The 22,525-nt window shown below is 68.9% G+C and carries 19 protein-coding genes; 10 read left to right on the top strand and 9 right to left on the bottom strand.

Annotated features, from left to right (window positions below):
• The first annotated feature begins 164 nt into the window (after window positions 1-164).
• From AMK33_RS15215 to trxA, 7 genes are all read left to right on the top strand, one after another.
• Window positions 165-2,540, top strand: a complete 2,376-nt coding sequence (locus AMK33_RS15215) for a DUF6049 family protein (RefSeq protein WP_073933334.1) — start codon at window positions 165-167, stop codon at window positions 2,538-2,540.
• Window positions 2,541-2,584: 44 nt separating this feature from the next.
• Complete coding sequence (gene murJ / locus AMK33_RS15210) at window positions 2,585-4,918, top strand: murein biosynthesis integral membrane protein MurJ (RefSeq protein WP_073933333.1); 2,334 nt, start codon at window positions 2,585-2,587, stop codon at window positions 4,916-4,918.
• A 141-nt stretch (window positions 4,919-5,059) separates the two neighbouring features.
• Window positions 5,060-6,787 carry a protein kinase family protein gene (locus AMK33_RS15205; protein WP_073933332.1) on the top strand — a complete coding sequence of 576 codons (1,728 nt, stop codon included), beginning with the start codon at window positions 5,060-5,062 and terminating at the stop codon, window positions 6,785-6,787.
• Between the two features lie 31 nt (window positions 6,788-6,818).
• Window positions 6,819-7,544 (top strand): RNA polymerase sigma factor SigM, encoded by a 726-nt coding sequence (gene sigM / locus AMK33_RS15200; RefSeq protein ID WP_073933331.1) that lies wholly within the window; start codon window positions 6,819-6,821, stop codon window positions 7,542-7,544.
• On the top strand, window positions 7,541-8,458 hold the full coding sequence (locus AMK33_RS15195) for an anti-sigma factor family protein (RefSeq protein ID WP_073933330.1): 918 nt from the start codon (window positions 7,541-7,543) through the stop codon (window positions 8,456-8,458). Before sigM ends, AMK33_RS15195 begins: the two co-directional genes overlap by 4 nt.
• Window positions 8,459-8,650: 192 nt before the next feature.
• Window positions 8,651-9,619, top strand: coding sequence for a thioredoxin-disulfide reductase (gene trxB, locus AMK33_RS15190; RefSeq protein ID WP_073933329.1), 969 nt, complete (start codon window positions 8,651-8,653; stop codon window positions 9,617-9,619).
• A gap of 41 nt (window positions 9,620-9,660) precedes the next feature.
• The gene (trxA, locus tag AMK33_RS15185) at window positions 9,661-9,999 is read left to right on the top strand and encodes a thioredoxin (protein ID WP_030857059.1); all 339 of its coding nucleotides are present in this window, start codon (window positions 9,661-9,663) and stop codon (window positions 9,997-9,999) included.
• 87 nt (window positions 10,000-10,086) lie between these two features.
• Here the strand turns inward: trxA and AMK33_RS15180 are convergent, their stop codons facing one another.
• The 9 genes from AMK33_RS15180 to rpmH form a co-directional block, all read right to left on the bottom strand.
• Window positions 10,087-10,704 (bottom strand): GNAT family N-acetyltransferase, encoded by a 618-nt coding sequence (locus tag AMK33_RS15180; RefSeq protein ID WP_073933328.1) that lies wholly within the window; start codon window positions 10,702-10,704, stop codon window positions 10,087-10,089.
• A gap of 327 nt (window positions 10,705-11,031) precedes the next feature.
• On the bottom strand, window positions 11,032-12,132 hold the full coding sequence (locus AMK33_RS15175) for a ParB/RepB/Spo0J family partition protein (RefSeq protein ID WP_073933327.1): 1,101 nt from the start codon (window positions 12,130-12,132) through the stop codon (window positions 11,032-11,034).
• Entirely contained in the window at window positions 12,129-13,205 is a 1,077-nt protein-coding gene (locus AMK33_RS15170; RefSeq protein WP_073933498.1) for a ParA family protein, read from the bottom strand. Before AMK33_RS15170 ends, AMK33_RS15175 begins: the two co-directional genes overlap by 4 nt.
• Before the next feature lie 291 nt (window positions 13,206-13,496).
• On the bottom strand, window positions 13,497-14,213 hold the full coding sequence (rsmG, locus tag AMK33_RS15165) for a 16S rRNA (guanine(527)-N(7))-methyltransferase RsmG (RefSeq protein WP_073933326.1): 717 nt from the start codon (window positions 14,211-14,213) through the stop codon (window positions 13,497-13,499).
• Between the two features lie 122 nt (window positions 14,214-14,335).
• Window positions 14,336-14,848 (bottom strand): Jag family protein, encoded by a 513-nt coding sequence (locus AMK33_RS15160; RefSeq protein ID WP_073933325.1) that lies wholly within the window; start codon window positions 14,846-14,848, stop codon window positions 14,336-14,338.
• A 15-nt stretch (window positions 14,849-14,863) separates the two neighbouring features.
• Window positions 14,864-16,117 (bottom strand): membrane protein insertase YidC, encoded by a 1,254-nt coding sequence (yidC, locus tag AMK33_RS15155; protein WP_073933324.1) that lies wholly within the window; start codon window positions 16,115-16,117, stop codon window positions 14,864-14,866.
• A gap of 3 nt (window positions 16,118-16,120) precedes the next feature.
• Window positions 16,121-16,495, bottom strand: a complete 375-nt coding sequence (gene yidD, locus AMK33_RS15150; protein WP_073933323.1) for a membrane protein insertion efficiency factor YidD — start codon at window positions 16,493-16,495, stop codon at window positions 16,121-16,123.
• The gene (gene rnpA, locus AMK33_RS15145; protein ID WP_073933322.1) at window positions 16,492-16,863 is read right to left on the bottom strand and encodes a ribonuclease P protein component; all 372 of its coding nucleotides are present in this window, start codon (window positions 16,861-16,863) and stop codon (window positions 16,492-16,494) included. The genes yidD and rnpA overlap by 4 nt, the downstream gene beginning before the upstream one ends.
• A 21-nt stretch (window positions 16,864-16,884) precedes the next feature.
• Window positions 16,885-17,022, bottom strand: coding sequence for a 50S ribosomal protein L34 (gene rpmH / locus AMK33_RS15140; protein ID WP_003956500.1), 138 nt, complete (start codon window positions 17,020-17,022; stop codon window positions 16,885-16,887).
• Between the two features lie 392 nt (window positions 17,023-17,414).
• Between rpmH and dnaA the strand changes: the two genes are divergently transcribed.
• The 3 genes from dnaA to gnd all read left to right on the top strand — a co-directional run bounded on the left by dnaA (window position 17,415) and on the right by gnd (window position 22,500).
• Complete coding sequence (dnaA, locus tag AMK33_RS15130) at window positions 17,415-19,400, top strand: chromosomal replication initiator protein DnaA (RefSeq protein ID WP_073933321.1); 1,986 nt, start codon at window positions 17,415-17,417, stop codon at window positions 19,398-19,400.
• Window positions 19,401-20,352: 952 nt separating this feature from the next.
• Entirely contained in the window at window positions 20,353-21,483 is a 1,131-nt protein-coding gene (dnaN, locus tag AMK33_RS15120) for a DNA polymerase III subunit beta (protein WP_073933320.1), read from the top strand.
• Window positions 21,484-21,624: 141 nt separating this feature from the next.
• Window positions 21,625-22,500 (top strand): phosphogluconate dehydrogenase (NAD(+)-dependent, decarboxylating), encoded by an 876-nt coding sequence (gene gnd / locus AMK33_RS15115; RefSeq protein ID WP_030857037.1) that lies wholly within the window; start codon window positions 21,625-21,627, stop codon window positions 22,498-22,500.
• Window positions 22,501-22,525 lie beyond the last annotated feature (25 nt).

Genomic DNA, 22,525 nt, shown 5'->3' with positions numbered 1-22,525 from the left:
GCTCCCCCAATAACGCACGCGCGGACACCCCGGCCGATACACGGACAAGCCCACGTCCCCGATCTTGTGGACCGGTCCGCGGCACTTCCTGCCAGCGCACATCGTTACCATGCGTGGACGCACATTCCGACGAACACTGACGAAGACGAGGGACGGGCGAGCGCGTGGCCGAGGCGGCAGACTTCCAGGGGACGAGTCCCTCACCTGCCCGCCGCTGGCTGCGGCGCACCGGAGCCCTGCTCGCCGGAGTGCCCCTGCTGACGGGGCTCGTCCAGCTGCCCGCCGCGCCCCCCGCGGACGCCGCGGGGGCGGACGCGGCGCAGGCCGCCTCCGGCGCGGGCTCGGTCTCCGTCTCGGTCGACACCCTCACTCCCGCCGCCCCCACCGAGGACGACACCGTCACCGTGTCCGGAACGGTGACCAACAAGGGCAAGCAGACCGTCACCGACGCCCACGTGGGGCTGCGTGTGGGACCGCTGCTGAACACCCGCTCGGGCATCGACGGCGTCGCCAAGAACAGCACCGACGTGCAGAGCGCCCTCGGCCCGGAGATCGGCGACAAGTACTCCGAGGAGTTCGCCAAGCTCACTCCGGGTGTCTCGCAGCCCTTCACCATCTCGGTGCCGATGGACAAGCTGGATCTCGGGCAGGACGGTGTCTACCAGCTGGCCGTGGCGCTCTCCGGGGAGACCTCCGCCCAGCCGTGGCCTCAGACCCTCGGCGTCCAGCGGACGTTCCTGCCGTGGCAGCCCGACGAAGCCGGCACGAAGACGAAGACGACGTTCATGTGGCCGCTGATCTCCACCGTCCACATGACGGCGGAGACGGGTTCGGACGAGCAGCAGACGCCGGTCTTCCACGACGACGACCTCGCCAAAGAGATCTCCCCGGGCGGCCGGCTGGACCGGATGGTGGCGCTGGGCAAGGACCTCGACGTCACCTGGGTGATCGATCCGGACCTGCTGGCGTCCGTCGAGGCGATGACGGACCGTTACGAGGTCCCCGGCGAGGGTGACGACACCGTCGTCGGCAGTCAGCAGGCGGTCGCCAAACGCTGGCTCACCGAGGTGCAGGAGGCCGTGGCGGACAAGGAGGTCGTCGCACTGCCGTTCGGCGACCCCGACCTGGCCTCCCTCGCCCACAACGGCACCTCCGTCAGCGGCTCGCTGAGCCACCTCAAGGAAGCCACCGACGTCGCCTCCAGCACCGTTGACGCGATCCTCCACGTCAAGCCCAGCACGGACTTCGCCTGGCCCGTCGACGGCGCCGTCGACCCCTCCATCGTCAAGGTCGCCACATCCGCCGGAGCCGACAAGGTGATCGCCCGCAGCGACACCTTCGAGGAGACCGGCGGCCCGTCGTACACGCCCTCCGCGCCCCGGCCCATCGGCGGCGGCACCACGGCCGTCGTCGCGGACGCGCGGCTGTCCACGGCGTTCCAGGGCGACATGACCAAGGCCTCCACCTCCACGCTCGCGGTGCAGCGGTTCCTGGCCCAGAGCCTGACCCTCGGTCTGCAGACGGGGAAGCAGCGCAGCGTCGTCGTCGCACCGCAGCGCACGCCGTCCGCGAGCCAGGCCCAGACGATGGCCGAGGCGCTCACGATCCTCCAGGACGGCACCTGGTCCGAGTCCCAGGACCTCGTGGCTGCCGCCAAGGCCCAGCCGGACCCCGCCGCCACCACCAAGGTTCCCTCGGCCTCCGCGTACCCCTCCTCCTTGCGCAAGCACGAGCTGCCACGGACGACGTTCGAGCAGATCGCCAGGACGCAGGCCAAGCTCGACAAGTTCAAGGTGATCCTCTCCGACCAGTCCCGGGTGGTGACCCCGTTCGGGCGCGCCCTGAACCGGGAGATGTCCGTGTCCTGGCGGGGCCGGCAGTCGGAGGCCGCGATCTACCGGAGCGGCGTCGAGGCCTACCTCGACACGCTCCTCGGCCAGGTCAGACTGATCGACAAGTCGGAGACGAAACTCTCCGGCCGCAGTGCCACCATCCCCGTGACGGTGCAGAACAACCTGGTACAGGGCGTCGAGCACCTGGTGCTGCGCCTCACCTCGACCAACCCGACCCGTCTCGAGATCGACGGGGACGCCTACGAGGAGCAGCCCGTCGCGGTCTCCGGCGGCCACAGCCAGTCGGTGAAGTTCACCACGTCCGCCAACGCCAACGGACGGGCGACGGTGGTCGCCCAGCTGTATACCCAGGACGGCCAGAAGTACGGCGAGCCCGTCACGTTCGACGTGAAGGTCACCGAGATCACCGCCACGGTGATGCTGGTCATCGGCGGTGGCGTGCTGCTGCTCGTCCTCGCCGGCTTCCGGATGTACACCCAGCGCAAGCGGGCCGCGGCCCGCGAGGTCCAGGAGCGGGACCACGGGGCGGACGAGGACGCCGACGACCCGCAGAACCCGGAAACCGCCGGAGAGCGTCCCACTCAGCAGTCCGGGGCGGACGACCCGGAGCAGCCGAGTGACCCGGCACCGGACACCGCACCGGAGAACGCCGACCCGTCCGGCACGGGTGAGAGAGTGGACCGTTGAGGATGTCGTGGCCGGTGGGCCCGGGACGATGAGGTGGGGTAACCATGAACGCGCCGTACGACGGTGACCGCGGCCATGCCGCGGGCAACTCGGGCTATCCCGAGTCGGACCCCCCGCAGGGTCCGCCGCCCGGGCACGACCAGGTGCCGCAGCCGCCCGCCGACCCGTACCTCCAGGACGCCTACGACCAGGATCCCTACCGGGCACAGGACCTCGCCGCCCAGGACCCGGTCGCCGAGGCGCTCTACGACCGCGCCGCGCACCCGCCGCCCCCTCCCGGCGCCCACCCCCCTCAGCAGCCGCTGTACGGGCAGCCGCCCCAGTCCCCGTACGCTCCCGACCCGCGGGTGTGGGCCCGGACCCCCGCGCCGGAACCGGACGGACCGACGCAGTACCTGCCGTACGGCGACGACCCGCGCACCACGCAGTTCGTGGGCGTGGACGACCTGGTCGGCCAGGCCGGCGACCAGCGCCACGAGCCGGACGCCTTCGCCCATCTGTTCCGCGACCAGCAGCAGAGCGGCGCCTTCCCCGACCAGCAGGGTGGCGTATACCCCCAGCAGCAGGGTGGCGGGTACCCCCAGCAGCACGGCGGTGGACACCCGGCCCACCCGCCGGCGAGCGGCGGGCAGCCCTACGCGCCGGTGCCGGGACCGGCGTCCTCGACGCCCGGCCACTACGCGGGCGCCACGCCGCCTCCCGTCGCCGAGGCTCCCGCACCCGAACCGGCTCCCGCCCCGAAGAAGGGCGGCCGGGCCGGGGGACTGCTGAAGTCGAGCGCCGTGATGGCGGCGGGCACGATGGTGTCCCGTCTCACGGGGTTCATCCGGTCCGCGATGATCGTCTCGGCGCTCGGCCTCGCCCTGCTGGGCGAGTCGTTCCAGATCGCCTACCAGCTGCCGACGATGATCTACATCCTGACCGTCGGCGGCGGCCTCAACTCCGTCTTCGTGCCGCAACTCGTGCGAGCGATGAAAGAAGACGAAGACGGCGGCGAGGCCTACGCCAACCGCCTGCTGACACTGGTGATGGTGGCCCTGGCCGCCCTCACCGCCCTCGCGTGGCTGGCCGCCCCGCTCCTGGTGCGCGCGCTGTCGGTCCCGGTCGCCACCGACCCCGCGGCCAACGACGTCGCCGTCACCTTCACCCGCTACTTCCTGCCCTCGATCTTCTTCATGGGCGTTCACGTGGTGATAGGTCAGATCCTCAACGTACGCGGCCGGTTCGGCGCGATGATGTGGACCCCGGTCCTGAACAACATCGTCATCATCGTCACCCTCGGCACCTTCATCTGGGTCTACGGCACCGCCGCGGACTCGAAGATGGAGGTCACGAACATCCCGCCGGAGGGCCTGCGGCTCCTGGGTGTCGGCGTTCTCCTCGGCCTCGTCGTCCAGGCCCTGGCGATGATCCCGTACCTGCGCGAGACCGGGTTCCGTATCCGCCTGCGCTTCGACTGGAAGGGCCACGGGCTCGGCAAGGCGGCGATGCTCGCCAAGTGGACCATCCTGTTCGTCCTCGCCAACCAGGCGGGCGCACTGGTCGTCACCCAGCTGGCGACCGCGTCGGTGAAGGACACGGACATCGCGGGAACAGGCTTCAGTGCCTACTCCAACGCCCAGCTGATCTGGGGCCTGCCCCAGGCCATCATCACCGTCTCCCTGATGGCCGCCCTGCTGCCCCGTATCTCGCGCTCGGCGGCCGAGGACGACAGCGGTGCCATCCGCGACGACATCTCCCAGGGCCTGCGCACCACGGCCGTCGCGATCGTGCCGATCGCCTTCGGCTTCGTCTCGCTCGGCATCCCGATGTGCACGCTGATGTTCGGCTCCTCCGGCACCGAAGCGGCCACCAACATGGGCTACATGCTGATGGCCTTCGGCCTCGGCCTGATCCCCTATTCGGTGCAGTACGTCGTCCTGCGGGCCTTCTACGCGTACGAGGACACCCGAACCCCCTTCTACAACACGGTCATCGTGGCCGCGGGCAACGCGATCGCCTCGGGCATCTGCTACGTCGTGCTCCCGGCCCGCTGGGCCGTGGTCGGCATGGCCGCCTCCTACGGCCTGGCCTACGTGATCGGTGTCGGCGTCGCCTGGCGCCGGCTGCGCAAGCGGCTGGGCGGGGACCTGGACGGCGCCCGGGTGCTGCGGACCTACGCCCGGCTGTGCATCGCCTCCGTTCCCGCCGCGCTGCTCAGCGGCGCGGCCTGCTACGGGGTCGTGCAGACACTCGGCCAGGGCGTCCTGGGCTCGTTCGCGGCACTGCTGGCCGGTGGGGCCGTACTGTTCGGAGTCTTCTTCGTGGCCGCCCGCCGGATGCGGATCGAGGAAGTCAACTCGCTGGTCGGTATGGTGCGCGGACGCCTTGGACGCTGAGCCAGGGGGTAGGCGCACAACCATCGTCGGCCACTGTGTGTCGTGCATAGCGGCGGACTGTGGGCACAATTGGTCTCGGCGTCGAACGGCGCGCGACGGACGCCGGCCGACGCGCATGGGATGGGGAGGCAGGGAACGACGGTGGCCGAACGGAGCACAGCTGCCGTCGACGTGGCAGACAACAGCGGTGAGCAGCCGCTGACCGCACAGGCGGACCAGTCCACGGCCGACGGGGTGGCCCAGAACCGGGAGCGGGACACGGACAACGACGAGGCACAGGAGGGCACCGGGAGCGAGGGTTCCGCGATGACCTCGCCACCCGAACTGCACAGCGGTCACAAGCTCGCCAGGCGCTACCGCCTCGAGGAGTGCGTCACCCGTCTGGACGGGTTCAGCAGTTGGCGTGCTGTGGACGAGAAGCTCCGCCGCGCCGTCGGCGTGCACATCCTGCCCGCGGATCACTCGCGCGCCCGGTCGGTCCTGGCCGCGGCCCGTTCCGCCGCCCTGCTGGGTGACCCGCGCTTCGTCCAGGTCCTGGACGCCGTCGAGGAGAACGACGTCGTCTACGTCGTCCACGAGTGGCTCCCCGACGCCACGGAACTGACGACACTCCTGGCGGTCGGCCCGCTGGAGGTGTACGACGCCTACCAGATGGTCAGTCAGATCGCCGCCGCCATGGCCGCCGCCCACCGCGAAGGCCTCGCCCATCTGCGGCTGAACCCCAACGCCGTTCTGCGCACCTCGACCGGCCAGTGGCGCATCCGCGGCCTCGCGGTCAACGCCGCGCTGCGCGGCGTCAGCTCCGACACCCCGCAGCGCACCGACACCGAGTCCATCGGCGCCCTGCTCTACGCGGCACTCACCCAGCGCTGGCCGTACGAGAGCGACGCCTACGGCATGTCCGGGCTGCCGAAGGACATCGGGCTGATCCCGCCCGACCAGGTGCGTGCCGGTGTCCACCGCGGGCTGTCCGAGCTGGCCATGCGGGCGCTCGCCAACGACGGCGCCACGGCCTCGCGCCACGAGTCGGCGTGCACCACGCCCGAGGAACTGGTGAAGGCGATCGGCGAGATGCCCCGCATCCGCCCGCCGGAGCCCGCGTTCACCACTCCTCCGGAGTACCAGCGCACGACGTACCAGCAGGGCACCTACGGCCGCCCGGCGCCGCACCCCGGTGTCACCCAGCCGGTGCCGGCTCCGCCTTCTCCGTTGCAGAGCCGCACGGGCAAGGCGCTGAAGTGGGCCGTCTCGGCTCTGCTGATCGCCGCGCTGGGCCTGGGCAGCTGGCAGCTCGCGGACGCGCTCCTGGAGCAGGACAAACAGTCCGACGACACCAACCAGACCCAGACGACCGACGGCGGCGACAACGACAAGAACAACGACAAGCCCAAGCCGGCCAAGCCCCTCGGCATCAAGGGCGCCCAGGAGTACGTGGCCGGGGGCGAAGCCCAGCACCCGGGCGACGTCGGCCTGACGTACGACAACAGCACGACGACGGGATGGCGGACCAACAGCTACACGGACGGTCCGAAAATAGTGATCAAGCCCGGAGTCGGCATCGTCTACGACCTCGGCTCCGACCAGGAGGTGTCGTCCGCGACGCTCTCCCTGCGCTACGGCGGTGATCACACCACCGTCAAGCTGTACGCCACCGACTCGTTGAGCTCGTCCACACCGCTGAGCTCGATGAAGGAGCTGGGTGAGACGACGACGAACAGCACGTCCGCGAAGGTGACGGTCGAGAAACCGGTGAAGAGCCGCTATGTGCTGGTGTGGCTGACCGCTATGCCGTACTCCGGTCAGGATTCCGTCAACTACAGCCAGCCCGGCTACAAGCAGGCCATCACCGACATCAAAATCCTCGGCTGACAGCTCACCGCATCCCAGGGGAGGGGGTCCGATGGCAGACGGCAGCACCTACGGCGACGTCAGTGATCAGGACCTCCTCGCCCGCCATGTGAAGGGCGACCCCGAGGCCTTCGGTGAACTCGTGCGGCGGCACCGTGACCGGCTCTGGGCCGTGGCGCTGCGGACGCTCGGCGACCGCGAGGAGGCCGCTGACGCCGTCCAGGACGCCCTCGTCTCCGCCTACCGGGCCGCCCACACCTTCCGCGGCCAGTCGGCCGTCACGACATGGCTGCACCGGATCACGGTGAACGCCTGCCTGGACCGCGCCCGCAAGGCGGCCTCCCGCAAGACCGCTCCGGTCGACGACACGGAGCGCCTGGAGCAGTTGCTCGAACCCCACGAGTCCGCCTCCGCGCCCGCGGAGCGCAACGATCTGCACCGCCAGCTCATCGAAGCCATGGGCACCCTCCCGCCCGATCAGCGGGCCGCACTCGTCCTCGTGGACATGCAGGGCTATCCGGTCGCCGAAGCCGCCCGCATCCTCGATGTGCCCACCGGCACGGTGAAGAGCCGCTGCGCGCGGGGCAGAGCCAGACTCCTGCCCCTGCTCACTCATCTACGGCCGGACGGCCCCGGTGAGAGCAGGAGACAGGGTGAGGGACGGAACCGGACGCAGGGGACGTCCGTCCCACCCGCAGCGGGCCCGCGACAAGCGGATCCGCCGGACCCAGGATCGAACGACCCGGCTGCGGTGAAGGGCGGAGGTGGGCGAGCGTGACGTCGACGACAGACATGGCGGAGCACCCGGACGTCGCGGAGATCTCCGACCTGACCGAGGGGCTCCTCCCGTCCGCCCGGAGCGCCGACGTGCGCCGGCATCTGGACGAGTGCGCGCTCTGCGCGGACGTCCATGCCTCGCTCGAGGAGATCCGGGACCTGCTCGGCACGGCGCCGGGCCCGCCCCGCATGCCCGCCGAGGTGGCGGGCCGCATCGACGCCGCACTGGCCGCGGAGGCCCTGCTGCACGCCACGGCGCCGGATCCGGAGGCCTCCGGGGAGCCCGCCGGCGCTTCTCCCTCGTCCTCCGACGACGAGCCTGTGCATGTTTCACGTGAAACATCGGCGTCCCAGGACCGGCCGGCCGGGCGCCCCCGCTCCACCACGACCGGACCGGGACGCAAGGGTCGTCTGCGGGGTGGGCGCCGCCGGGTCGCCGTCCTGGGGACCGTGTTCACGGTCGCCGCTCTGGGGCTCGGGTCGGTGGTGCTGTCCTCCATGAACGACGGCACCGGCCCGGACGAGGGGTCCCGGACGACCGCCTCGGACACCTTCTCCGAAGGAAAACTGGAGAAGCAGGTCACCGATCTCCTCGCACAGAGCCAGGGGAAGGTGAAGGGCCCCGGCACCGTCCACACACTCGGATCGCAGTCGGAGTCCGACGCCGTCAATCCCAGGGTCCTCAAGGAGCCCGTGGTGCCGAAGTGCGTCAGCGACGGCATCGGCCGCAACGACGCCGCGCTCGCCACCGAGAAGGGCGTCTACAAAGGGAAGGACGCTCTGCTCGTCGTGCTTCCCGACGTCTCGGACGACACCCGTGTGACCGCGTACATCGTCGAGGCGACCTGTGTGGACAATCCGTCTGCGGCCGCCACGGCGAAGGTTCTGCTGAAGCACTCCTACACGCGCTCCTGACGACCGACGCTTCATCTCCCTCCTGCGTGGTATCCCGTACGGTGTGCGCTTCTCCCTTGTCTGCAGCGGGCCGTGCCCGTGTGCCCGGACACGGCGGGAATGCGCGCCCCTTAGGATCCGTTGGACGGGGTGAGAGTTCCGAAAGAAGCTCCCCCGGTCGACCGACGCAGACCAGAGACGAGGAAACAAGCCGTGAGCGACGTCCGTAACGTGATCATCATCGGCTCGGGGCCCGCCGGCTACACGGCGGCGCTCTACACCGCCCGTGCGTCGCTGAAGCCCCTGGTGTTCGAGGGCGCCGTCACCGCCGGCGGCGCGCTGATGAACACCACCGAGGTCGAGAACTTCCCCGGCTTCCAGGACGGCATCATGGGCCCCGAGCTCATGGACAACATGCGGGCCCAGGCGGAGCGCTTCGGTGCCGAGCTCATCCCGGACGACGTGGTCGCCGTCGACCTGACCGGTGAGATCAAGACCGTCACGGACACCGCCGGCACGGTCCACAAGGCGAAGGCCGTCATCGTCACCACCGGCTCGCAGCACCGCAAGCTCGGCCTGCCGAACGAGGACGCCCTCTCCGGCCGCGGCGTCTCGTGGTGCGCCACCTGTGACGGGTTCTTCTTCAAGGACCACGACATCGCCGTGATCGGCGGTGGCGACACCGCGATGGAGGAGGCCACCTTCCTCTCCCGCTTCGCCAAGTCCGTGACGATCGTCCACCGCCGTGACACCCTGCGCGCCTCCAAGGCGATGCAGGAGCGTGCCTTCGCCGACCCGAAGATCTCGTTCGTCTGGGACAGCGAGGTCGCCGAGGTCCAGGGCGACCAGAAGCTCTCGGGCCTGAAGCTGCGCAACGTCAAGACCGGCGAGCTCTCGGACCTGGCGGTGACCGGCCTGTTCATCGCGATCGGCCACGACCCGCGCACCGAGCTCTTCAAGGGCCAGCTGGAGCTGGACGAAGAGGGCTACCTGAAGGTCGAGGCGCCCTCGACGCGCACGAACCTCACCGGTGTCTTCGGGGCCGGCGACGTGGTCGACCACACCTACCGCCAGGCGATCACCGCGGCCGGTACGGGCTGTGCCGCCGCCCTCGACGCCGAGCGCTTCCTCGCCGCTCTCGCGGACGAGGAGAAGGCCGAGCCCGAGAAGACCGCTGTCTGACCCCCACCCTCCTCACGCATCAACCAGTTAAGGAGCCCGCTGTGGCCGGCACCCTGAAGCATGTGACCGACGACTCCTTCGAGCAGGACGTCCTCAAGAACGACAAGCCCGTCCTGGTGGACTTCTGGGCCGCCTGGTGCGGTCCGTGCCGTCAGATCGCTCCGTCCCTCGAAGCGATCGCCGCTGAGCACGGAGACAAGATCGAGATCGTCAAGCTGAACATCGACGAGAACCCGGCCACGGCCGCCAAGTACGGCGTCATGTCCATCCCGACCCTGAACGTCTACCAGGGTGGCGAGGTCGCCAAGACCATCGTCGGCGCCAAGCCGAAGGCCGCGATCGTCCGCGACCTCGAGGAGTTCATCACCGCCGCCAAGTGATGACCGACCGCCTTACCGGCGGCACATGTTTCACGTGAAACACGAATGGGCCGACCCATCTGGGTCGGCCCATTCGTATGAGGAGCATCAGAGGGGACGCAGCGCCGGCTCCTTCTGCACGGCCCCGAGCAGCCGGTCCAACGCCATCTCCACGTCTTCCTTCCAGGAGAGCGTCGTCCTCAGCTCCAACCTCAGCCGGGGGTGGGTGGGGTGCTGCCGGACCGTCTTGAAGCCCACGGCCAGCAGATGGTCGGCGGGCAGTACACAGGCAGGCTCCTTCCAACGTGCGTCGCCGAACGCCTCGATCGCCTTGAAGCCCCGGCGCAGCAGGTCCTTGGCCACCGTCTGCACCATCACCCGGCCCAGCCCCTGTCCCTGGTACCCCGGCATGATGAACGCGGTCATCAGCTGCACCGCGTCGGGCGACACGGGGCTGGTGGGAAACGCCGTAGAGCGTGGCACATAGGCGGGGGGAGCGTAGAGGACGAAGCCCACGGGGACGTCATCGACGTAGACGACCCTTCCGCAGGACCCCCAGTCCAGGAGGACGGCCGAGATCCACGACTCCTTCTCGACCGCGGAGGTTCCCGCCTTTACCGCTGCCTCGCCGCTGACGGGGTCGAGTTCCCAGAAGACGCACGAGCGGCAGCGCTGGGGGAGGTCCGGAAGGTTGTCCAGCGTGAGCGGTACGAGCCGACGGCCCATGAAGGCTGTTCCTCGCTTCCTTCGCCCGCTGCCTTGCGGGCGGCTGTCAGAGCGCTCCGTTCCCTGAGCAGGCTGCCGATGAAGCCGCTGACGGCGCCCACCCCCAGCCCCGCGCTCACCAGTCCGGTGCGGCTCGTCATTCGCATGGCCCCTGCCTTGCTCTCAGAGGTACTGCCGGGTGGATGCGCCCTGTCCGAACGCATCGTATCCACGAAGAGATTCCATCGATACCGCCAAAAAGCAAAGGGCGGACCGTGTTCCGGCACACACCGGACACGGTCCGCCCCTGGTCACCCGGTCGGCCGCTCGGCCGAACCCGTCGAGGGGTCAGGACTCGGTCTCCACGGAGCCGTCGTCCACCAGACCCTTCTGCAGAACGGGTCCCTCACCCGGAGCGAGGGTGCCGAGGATGCGTTCGAGGTCCTCCATGGAGGCGAACTCGACGGTGATCTTGCCCTTCTTCTGCCCCAGGTCGACCTTCACCCGCGTCTCGAAGCGATCCGAGAGACGCGTCGCCAGATCCGTCAGCGCCGGCGAGACAAGAGCCCCGGCGCGCGGCCCCTTGGACCGACGATCCTTCTGGGGATGTGAACCCATCAGGGTCACGATCTCCTCGACCGCCCGCACCGACAGCCCCTCGGCCACGATCCGGTGGGCCAGCCGGTCCTGCTCCTCCGCGTCCTCGACGGACAGCAGCGCGCGTGCGTGTCCAGCGGACAGCACACCGGCGGCGACCTTGCGCTGAACGGTCGGAGAGAGCTTCAGCAGACGCAAGGTGTTGGACACCTGCGGCCGGGACCGGCCGATGCGGTCCGCCAGCTGGTCATGCGTGCAGTTGAAGTCCTTCAGCAACTGGTCGTAGGCGGCGGCCTCTTCCAGCGGGTTCAACTGGGCACGGTGCAGGTTCTCCAGCAGTGCGTCCAAGAGGAGCTTCTCGTCCTCCGTGGCCCGCACGATCGCCGGAATCGCCTCGAGCCCTGCCTCATGGCAGGCACGCCACCGGCGCTCACCCATGATGAGCTCATAGCGCGCGGGCCCCACCTGCCGTACGACGACCGGCTGGAGGAGACCGACCTCCTTGATGGAGGTGATGAGCTCGGACAGCGCGTCCTCGTCGAAGATCTCACGCGGCTGCCGGGGGTTCGGCGTGATGGCATCGAGGGGGATCTCGGCGAAGTGCGCACCCATGGGCGGCGCGGGCACGGCCACAGCCCCATGAGTCGAGGCCTCATCCGTTTCACGTGAAACATCCGACAGCGTGGCCACCTTCGCGGCGGCCACCCCTCGCTCATTCGGCAGTATCGGCATCGTCGCAGAAGACGTGGGGACACTGCCGCCCACCACAGACGGTGTCACCGTCTTCTCTGTCGGGGCAGCGGGGATCAGTGCGCCGAGACCACGACCCAGCCCCCTCCGTCGCTCGCTCACTGGACGCCCTCCACCATGCTCGGATCGTTCTGCCGTACGCCGAGGTGGGCCTGCGACGCGTCATAGCTGACGCCGACACCCCTCAGCGCAATCTCTCGTGCCGCCTCGAAGTAGGAGAGGGCACCGCTTGATCCAGGATCGTAAGTCAGCACCGTCTGCCCATAGCTCGGCGCCTCCGAGATACGGACGGAGCGGGGAATGCTCGTCCGCAGTACCTCGTCGCCGAAGTGGGTGCGCACCTCGTCCGCGACCTGTGACGCGAGGCGCGTCCGGCCGTCGTACATGGTGAGCAGGATCGTCGATACGTGCAGGGTGGGGTTGAGGTGCCCCCGCACCAGATCGACGTTGCGCAGCAACTGCCCCAGCCCTTCCAGCGCGTAGTACTCGCACTGGATCGGGATCAGGACCTCCTGGCCGGCCACCATCGCGTTGACCGTCAGCAGGCCGAGTGAGGGCGGGCAGTCGATGAGGATGTAGTCCAGCGGCTGCTCATACGCCTGGATCGCCCGCTGCAGCCGGCTCTCTCGCGCCACCAGCGACACCAGCTCGATCTCCGCACCGGCGAGATCGATCGTGGCGGGTGCACAGAAGAGCCCCTCGACATCGGGGACCGGCTGGACGACCTCCGCGAGCGGCTTGCTCTCCACCAGGACGTCATAGATGGAGGGGACCTCGGCATGGTGGTCGATGCCCAGGGCTGTGGAGGCATTGCCCTGGGGGTCGAGGTCGATCACCAGGACACGGCTGCCGTGCAGAGCGAGCGACGCGGCAAGGTTGACGGTGGTCGTCGTCTTGCCGACACCGCCCTTCTGGTTGGCGACCACGATGACGCGGGTCTGCTCGGGCCGTGGCAGGCCCTCACCGGCTCGCCCCAGAGCCTCCACCGCCAGTTGGGCAGCACGACCGATGGGAGTGTCGTCCATCGGAGGCGGTGTTTCACGTGAAACATCCGCTCCCGTCGACTCGGTACGGGGACCGGGGACCGGATCGGTCATCGGTCCCGCGATGTTGGCGTCGGACCGCAAGGATTCACTCTCCTCGACTTCAGGCTCGCTATGAACAGAGCCTCCCATGCCTTCGGGGTCGTGAACCAGTGAGCCCTGACGTTCTGTGGAGAAATCCACCTCTGTGGACAACTCCATACCTCTTGAGGAGGCCGGTGTCTCGTCGGGAACAGGAGCCTCTCCGAGCGAACCGAGGGGCTTCCGGTCACGGGGTTCGGCCGCGGCGCGGCCCCGACTGATGATGCCGTGCAGCAGTGAGCGACGTTTCACGTGAAACACGATGCACAGCGGCCGGGGCGGCACTGCCGCGACACTCCGGCATGCATGGGTTCGGCAGCTTGTGTGGAGTACGTCCGGCCCTCAGCGCCGGCGTCGGGCCCGTCCCGTACGGGCGGCCTTCGCGCGCTTCGCCGCGAACCGCACACCGCCCGGACTCTCGCCGACCTCGACCCGCACCACCGTGGACATCGGATCCACGACGCCCTCGCCCACATGCGCGATGGATGTCTCCACGGCACCGAGCTTGCTCAGCGCCGTCGCCGCGCTCTTCAGCTCCTCCTCGGCGGTGTCGCCCTTGAGCGCCAGCATCTCGCCGTAGGGCCGCAGCAGAGGGATGCCCCATGTGGCGAGGCGGTCGAGCGGAGCCACGGCGCGAGCAGTCACCACGTGCACCGGAGGCAGCTTCCCCATGACCTCCTCGGCCCGGCCACGTACGACCGTCACGTGGTCCAGTCCGAGCAGCTCGACGACCTCGGTCAGAAAGTTGGTACGCCGGAGCAGCGGCTCCAGCAGAGTGATCTTGATGTCCTCCCGGACCAGTGCCAGGGGGATGCCCGGCAGGCCGGCACCCGAGCCCACATCACACACCGTCACCCCCTCGGGCACGACCTCTGAGAGCACCGCACAGTTCAGCAGATGCCGCTCCCACAGGCGGGGCACCTCACGCGGCCCGATCAAGCCGCGCTGCACGCCCGCCTCGGCGAGCAGCTCCGCGTACCGGACCGCGTCCTCGAAGCGATCTCCGAACACCTCGCGTGCCTGCTCGGGCGCGGGGGGAAGCTCCGCTGCCTCCGTCACGGGGGACCGTCCTTCCGTACCGTGCCGACACCGGGCGTCGACACCAGAACCACAGAACTATCAGGCTGACAAAGTTCGGCCCCGTCTGCGCAACAGACGGGGCCGGTGGAACGTAGGGCCGATCAGGCGGGAAGCACGACGACGAAGCGCTGCGGCTCCTCGCCCTCGGACTCGCTGCGCAGGCCGGCCGTCTTGACCGCGTCGTGCACGACCTTGCGCTCGAACGGCGTCATCGGGTCCAGCCTCACGGCCTTGCCGCTGCTCTTGGCCTCGGACGCGGCCTTGGCGCCCAGCTCGGACAGCTCAGTCCGCTTCTTGGCCCGGTAGCCGGCGATGTCGAGCATGAGACGGCTGCGGTCCCCGGTCTCCCGGTGCACGGCCAGACGCGTGAGCTCCTGGAGCGCCTCCAGCACCTCACCGTCACGGCCCACCAGCTTCTGCAGGTCACGGCTGCCCGTGTCGCTGATGATCGAGACGGAGGCGCGGTCGGCCTCGACGTCCATGTCGATGTCGCCGTCGAGGTCGGCGATGTCGAGCAGACCCTCCAGATAGTCCGCCGCGATCTCGCCCTCCTGCTCCAGGCGGGTCAGGGTGTCTGCGCCCTCGGCAGCGGCGGAGGTGGTGCCTTCCGTCACGGGATGGACTCCTTCTTACTTCTTGGACGGGGACTTGGGCCGCTGCGGACCCTTGCGCTGCCCGGACTGGGCCCTGCTGCGGGTACTGCCGGCGGACTTGGCGTTGTCCTTCTTGGCGGGGCCGGCGGGCTTGGCGTCCTCGGGCTCGTCGGACTTGGTCAGCGAGGTGGGCTCACCGGCCGCCTTGGCCGTGCCGGACTGGCGCTGGGACTTGGTCTGCCGCTTGGGCTGCTGCCGCTTGGCGGCGGCCGCGTCCTCGGCCTGGGCGGCGGCCGTGCTCTCGCTCTTGATCACCGTGCCGTCGGCCTGGGCCGCGAGGCCCTCCTTGTTCAGACCGTTGACGAACTTGCGCTCGTACTCGTTACGGTCCCGGCCCTTGGCGACGATGGCCTTGACGATGGCGCGCTCACCGCGGCCGCGGGTCTTGCCGTGCTTGGAGACGCTCTTGGAGAGGCGCTCCAGGTACGCGGCCTGGGCCTTGGAACCCGGCGTGGGGTTGTTGTGGATGACGTACATCTGCTGGCCCATGGTCCACACGTTGGTGGTCAGCCAGTAGACGAGGACACCGACCGGGAAGTTGATGCCGAAGACGGCGAAGATGATGGGGAAGACGTACATCAGCATCTTCTGCTGCTGCATGAACGGCGTCTTCACCGTGGTATCGACGTTCTTCGTCATCAGCTGGCGCTGCGTGTAGAACTGCGACAGCGACATCAGGACGATCATGATGGCCGTGACGACACGCACATCGGTCAGCGAGGAGTTGAGCGCCTCGACCTTGTCCGCGCTGTCCGTGAACTTCGCCGCGAGCGGGGCACCGAAGATGTGGGCCTTCTGCGCGCTTTCCAGCAGGCGCTCGTTGATCACACCGATGGTGTCGTTCGACGCGATGCTGTTGAGCACGTGGTAGAGGGCGAAGAAGAACGGTGACTGCGCCAGGATGGGAAGGCACGAGGAGAGCGGGTTGGTGCCCGTCTCCTTGTACAGCTTCATCATCTCTTCGGACTGGCGCTGCCGGTCGTTCTTGTAGCGCTCCTGGATCTTCTTCATCTCCGGCTGGAGCGTCTGCATCGCGCGCGTCGCCTTGATCTGCTTCACGAAGAGCGGGATCAGGCAGATACGGATCAGAATCACCAGGGACACGATGGACAGGCCCCAGGCCCAACCGGTGTCAGGGCCGAAAATGGCGCCGTACACCTTGTGGAACTGGACGATGACCCAGGAGACAGGTGTCGTGATGAAGCTGAAGAGGCTGGCAATCGTGTCCACTGATCATGCTCCTTGGGCATGGGACGGGGTCTCTGCGGCCGGGCTCGAAGGGCTCGTCGGACCTGTGGGAGAGGTCCGCCCCTCGGTGGCCGGTTCGGCGGCGGAGGTCCCGCCCCTGCGTGCACGCCAGGCGTCACGCAGCATTTCGTGCCACCGCGGACGCTTGCGCGGCGGAACATGGTCCACACCACCCGGCGACCACGGATTGCACCGGAGGATGCGCCAGGCCGTGAGCGCTGTGCCCTTGATGGCACCGTGCCGGTCGATGGCCGTGTAGCCGTAGTGGGAACACGACGGGTAGTACCTGCACACCGGTCCCAGCAGCGGACTGATCGTCCACTGGTAGATCTTGATCAGAACCAGCAGCGGGTACTTCATCGCGCGCCCCCTCCCAGCAGCCGCCGCAGGGCGGCATCCAGGTCTCGGGCCAGTTGTGCATGGTCGGCGTCACCCGCACCGGGCAGCGCTCGTACGACTACCAGGCTACCGGGGGGCAACTGGTCGACTCGCTCGCGCATCAGATGGCGAAGCCTGCGCTTCACCTTGTTGCGCACCACCGCACCGCCCACGGCCTTGCTCACGACGAAACCCGCACACGACGGGGGAGCGCTCTCCCCAGGCGCATGCGGGTCCGTGGCACCGCTACGAAGATGGACGACGAGATGCCGGCTTCCTGCCCGGCGCCCTCGTCGTACCGCGGTCGCGAAGTCCTCGCGCCGCCTCAGCCGGTTCTCGGTGGGCAGCACGACGTCATGACCTGACCGGGATCAGGCGGACAGACGGGCGCGACCCTTGCTGCGGCGGGACGCGAGAATCGCGCGGCCGGCACGGGTGCGCATACGCAGCCGGAAGCCGTGGGTCTTGGCGCGACGACGGTTGTTCGGCTGGAAGGTGCGCTTGCTCACTCGGGGGCTCCAGAAAGACTCGGTGTTTGCGGGGTGCCGTCCTGGCTGTCACCGTGCGCCCACGAGTAGCTCGCGTTACGCCCGAGTGCACCGCTGACCGATCACCTTGCGTGATCTGTGCCCATCGGAGGCAGGCGGCAGCAGCCATCGACAACTCGACCTGGTCACGGTACGCGCGGCTGCGCCATTCGGTCAAACCGGCGACGACTGGGGGACACTTGTCCACAGCCTGGGGACAACAACTTGAACCGTACCGGCCGCGCTGACTACCGTGGCTTGACTCCGGTTCGTTCCCTTGACGAGTCGTTTCCTTAATCCCCCCACCACCCGATTCACATCCCGACCCGTCCTCCGCATCACACGATCGAAGGACCTGTGAGAGAGCGTGCCCTGTGGCTGACGTACCTGCCGATCTTGCCGCAGTGTGGCCACGCGTACTGGAGCAGCTCCTCGGGGAGGGCCGCGGACAGGGGGTCGAGGGCAAGGACGAGCACTGGATCCGGCGCTGCCAGCCGCTGGCACTCGTCGCCGACACCGCGCTGCTCGCCGTGCCCAACGAGTTCGCGAAGGGCGTGCTCGAGGGCCGCCTCGCCCCCGTCGTCAGCGAGAGCCTGAGCCGCGAGTGCGGACGCCCGATCCGCATCGCGATCACCGTCGACGACACCGCCGGCGAACCCTCGCCCCCACCGGCGCCCCGCCCCCAGCCGCGCTACGAGGAGCCCGAGCTTCCGGCCGTCCGCCAGGAACGCCCCGAGCGCCCCGACCGCCCCGATCACCTGGAGCGGTCCGACCGGCAGGAGCGCGATCCGTACGACGGCTACGAGGGATACGAGAGCTACGGCCGCCGCCGTACCGACCAGCAGCAGGGCCCCTCCGGTGACCAGCTGCCCACCGCCCGCCCCGCCTACCCGTCGGAGTACCAGCGTCCGGAGCCCGGCGCCTGGCCGCGGCCGGCGCAGGAGGAGTACGGCTGGCAGCAGCAGCGCCTCGGCTTCCCGGAGCGGGACCCGTACGCCACACCCCCGCAGGACACCTACGGCTCGCAGGACACCTACGGATCCCAGGACTCGTACGGCTCGCAGGACGGTTACGGCGGCGGCCCGCCCGCACAGGACTACCGTCCGCAGCCCACGGACCGGCCGTCCTACGACCAGCAGCGCTCCGACTACGACACGTCACGCGGCGACTACGACCAGCGCGACGCCAGGCGCCGCGAGCTGCCCGACCCGCCCTCCGGCTCCGGGCACGTCCACCGCGGCGGCCCCGTGGGTCCGAACCTGCCCACCACCGGCGCGCCCGGTCCGCTGGCGGCGCAGCCGGCACCGGCGGCCGGCCCCGGTGAGCCGACCGCGCGGCTGAACCCGAAGTACCTCTTCGACACGTTCGTCATCGGCGCGTCCAACCGCTTCGCGCACGCGGCCGCGGTCGCCGTCGCCGAGGCACCGGCGAAGGCCTACAACCCGCTGTTCATCTACGGGGAGTCCGGGCTCGGCAAGACCCATCTGCTGCACGCGATCGGGCACTACGCGCGGAGCCTGTACCCCGGCACGCGCGTGCGGTACGTGAGCTCGGAAGAGTTCACCAACGAGTTCATCAACTCCATCCGCGACGGCAAGGGCGACAGCTTCCGCAAGCGGTACCGCGAGATGGACATCCTGCTCGTCGACGACATCCAGTTCCTGGCGGACAAGGAGTCGACGCAGGAGGAGTTCTTCCACACCTTCAACACGCTCCACAACGCCAACAAGCAGATCGTGCTCTCCAGCGACCGGCCGCCCAAGCAGCTGGTCACGCTGGAGGACCGGCTGCGGAACCGTTTCGAGTGGGGTCTGATCACCGACGTCCAGCCGCCGGAGCTGGAGACGCGCATCGCGATCCTGCGCAAGAAGGCGGTGCAGGAGCAGCTCAACGCCCCGCCGGAGGTGCTGGAGTTCATCGCCTCCCGGATCTCGCGGAACATCCGTGAGCTGGAGGGCGCGCTGATCCGGGTGACGGCGTTCGCCTCGCTCAACCGGCAGCCGGTGGACCTGGGCCTGACGGAGATCGTCCTCAAGGACCTGATGCCCGGCGGTGACGACTCGACGCCGGAGATCACCTCGACGGCCATCATGGGCGCCACGGCCGACTACTTCGGCCTCACGGTCGAGGACCTGTGCGGCAGTTCCCGGGGCCGGCAGCTGGTGACGGCCCGCCAGATCGCCATGTACCTGTGCCGTGAGCTGACGGACCTGTCGCTGCCGAAGATCGGCGCGCTGTTCGGCGGCCGCGACCACACCACGGTGATGCACGCCGACCGGAAGATCCGCAATCTGATGGCCGAGCGGCGCTCCATCTACAACCAGGTCACCGAGCTCACCAACCGCATCAAGGCCGGCTGAGCGGCCCGCAGGCCGGACGGACTCCGTCGAGGGCGCCCCTGGAGCGATCCGGGGGCGCCTTTTCGTGTCGCGCGGGCGATCCGAGGGCGCTCTTGACGTGTCCTGGAGCGGTCCGAGGGCGCCCTCGCCGCGGCCCGGGGCGCCTCGCCTCCTCATGGAGCACCTCGGCGCTGTTCGATTTCGAAGCCGGGTTACGGCCTTCCTCCACAGATTCGGTGACTTTTTCCCGTCCACATCCTGGGGACCGGGAAGTTGTCCCGATCTTGTCCACAGGGCAGCCTGTCGAGGAGCCATCGGGCCAGTTCAGCGGGCTGTGGATACGTGGAAAAACGATCTCCACAGGCTGTGGGCAAACTGGAGGCCCACAACCTGTGCACCGAGTTGTCCACGGGCAACCCACAGGCTGGAGGTGGTTGTCCCCAGTGATCGCCCGGTTCTCCACATGGCTGTCCACTGTTCGGCAACACAACGCACTCTCTCACCGTGGCGAGTGAAAGGCGTCACACCGAGCTGCCGAAGGGGCCTGTGGGAAAGAGCCTCAAACCTGGGGACGGAGCTGGGGAGAACTCGCCCCTCCCTGTGTACGGGATGTGCAGAACTTTCTGTTCTCCACAGAGAGGCCCAGTTGTCCACGGCCTCCACCCACAGGGCCCGTGGACAAAATCCCCAACCTGACCTGCGGAAACGAGGTTATCCACGGTATCCACAGGCCCTACTACTACTCCCAACTAGAGAGAGCGAGGAATCCGTTTCGAAGGGGGCCCTGTGCACAACTCGGTGTCTCGGCCCCGACTGCCACTCGTCACGACTTGACCCCGAGGGGCACCTACTGTCAGTGCGGTGCGTCAGACTGTTCCCGGTGTCCTTCCCCTCACCGGGACCGACGACACCGAGTCAGACGACGAAAGCCAGGCAGGGCGAGAAGCGCCGGCAACAGCAGGAGGCGGCAACAGTGAAGATCCGGGTGGAACGCGACGTACTCGCGGAGGCAGTGGCCTGGGCGGCGCGCAGCCTCCCGGCCCGTCCGCCGGCCCCTGTCCTCGCCGGCCTGCTCCTGAAGGCCGAGGACGGCCAGCTGAGCCTGTCCAGCTTCGACTACGAGGTCTCCGCGCGGGTGTCGGTGGAGACGGAGGTCGAGGAGGAGGGCACGGTCCTCGTCTCGGGCCGGCTGCTGGCCGACATCTGCCGCGCCCTCCCCAACCGGCCGGTGGAGATTTCCACAGACGGTGTACGGGCGACGGTGGTCTGCGGCTCCTCGCGGTTCACACTCCACACACTGCCTGTGGAGGAGTACCCGGCCCTGCCGCAGATGCCGAACGCGACGGGCACGGTCCCCGGCGAGGTCTTCGCCTCCGCCGTGCAGCAGGTCGCCATCGCGGCCGGCCGTGACGACACGCTGCCCGTCCTCACCGGTGTGCGCATCGAGATCGAGGGCGACACCGTCACGCTGGCCTCCACCGACCGCTACCGCTTCGCGGTCCGCGAGTTCCTGTGGAAGCCGGAGAACCCGGAGGTCTCCGCGGTCGCCCTGGTGCCCGCCAAGACGCTCCAGGACACCGCCAAGGCGCTGACCAGCGGTGACCAGGTGATCCTGGCGCTGTCCGGCTCGGGCGCGGGCGAGGGCCTGATCGGTTTCGAGGGCGCCGGCCGCCGTACCACCACGCGTCTGCTGGAGGGCGACCTCCCGAAGTACCGCACGCTGTTCCCGACCGAGTTCAACAGCGTCGCCGTGATCGAGACCGCCCCCTTCGTGGAGGCCGTCAAGCGCGTGGCCCTGGTCGCCGAGCGCAACACCCCGGTGCGGCTGAGCTTCGAGCAGGGCGTGCTCATCCTGGAGGCCGGTTCCAGCGACGACGCACAGGCTGTGGAAAGGGTCGACGCCCAGCTGGAGGGCGACGACATCTCGATCGCCTTCAACCCGACGTTCCTGCTGGACGGCCTGAGCGCCATCGACTCCCCGGTGGCCCAGCTGTCCTTCACCACGTCCACCAAGCCGGCGCTGCTCAGCGGCCGTCCGGCGGTGGACGCGGAGGCGGACGACGCCTACAAGTACCTGATCATGCCGGTGCGGCTCAGCGGCTGACCGTCGTTCCGAGCAAAGCCGCAGGTGAGGGCTGCGTATGAGCGCGTATGCCCACAGATGTGCGCGGGCGTCCGGGTTTAGGCTCGGACGCCGGCACGTACGTGCCGTCACGCCACGTCGCATACCTAAGGATCACAACTGATGGAGCTCGGTCTCGTCGGCCTCGGCAAGATGGGCGGCAACATGCGCGAGCGGATTCGCCGCGCGGGTCACACCGTCCTCGGATACGACCGCAACCCGGACCTCGCCGATGTCCACAGCCTGCGGGAGCTTGTGGACAAGCTCAGCGGCCCCCGTGTGGTGTGGGTGATGGTTCCGGCGGGCGGGCCGACCCAGTCCACGATCGACGAGCTCGCCGAGCTGCTCGAGCCGGGGGACGTCGTCGTGGACGGCGGCAACTCCCGCTGGACGGACGACGAGAAGCACGCCGAGGAGCTGGCGGCCAAGGGCATCGGCTTCGTCGACTGCGGCGTCTCGGGCGGCGTCTGGGGCCTGGAGAACGGCTACGCGCTGATGTACGGCGGTGACAAGGAGAACGTCGCCAAGGTGCAGCCGGTGTTCGACGCCCTCAAGCCGGAGGGCGACTTCGGCTCGGTGCACGCGGGCAAGGTCGGTGCGGGCCACTTCGCGAAGATGGTCCATAACGGCATCGAGTACGCCATGATGCAGGCCTACGCCGAGGGCTGGGAGCTCCTGGAGAAGGTCGACTCGGTGACCGACGTCCGGGAGGTGTTCCGCTCCTGGCAGGAGGGCACCGTCATCCGCTCCTGGCTGCTCGACCTCGCGGTGAACGCCCTGGACGAGGACGAGCACCTGGACGGGCTCCGGGGTTTTGCACAGGACTCCGGTGAGGGACGCTGGACTGTGGAGGCCGCCATCGACAACGCGGTCCCGCTGCCGGCGATCACCGCCTCGCTGTTCGCGCGGTTCGCCTCCCGTCAGGAGGACTCGCCGCAGATGAAGATGATCGCGGCGCTGCGGAACCAGTTCGGCGGCCACGCGGTCGAGAAGAAGTAGTCCACAGGGCACGTCCCGTACGCAC

The organism is Streptomyces sp. CB02400 (assembly GCF_001905725.1).
Lineage (GTDB): Bacteria > Actinomycetota > Actinomycetes > Streptomycetales > Streptomycetaceae > Streptomyces > Streptomyces atrovirens.
The sequence above is the reverse complement of the archived record's forward strand: the minus strand, read 5'-3'. Positions and strand labels throughout refer to the sequence as shown.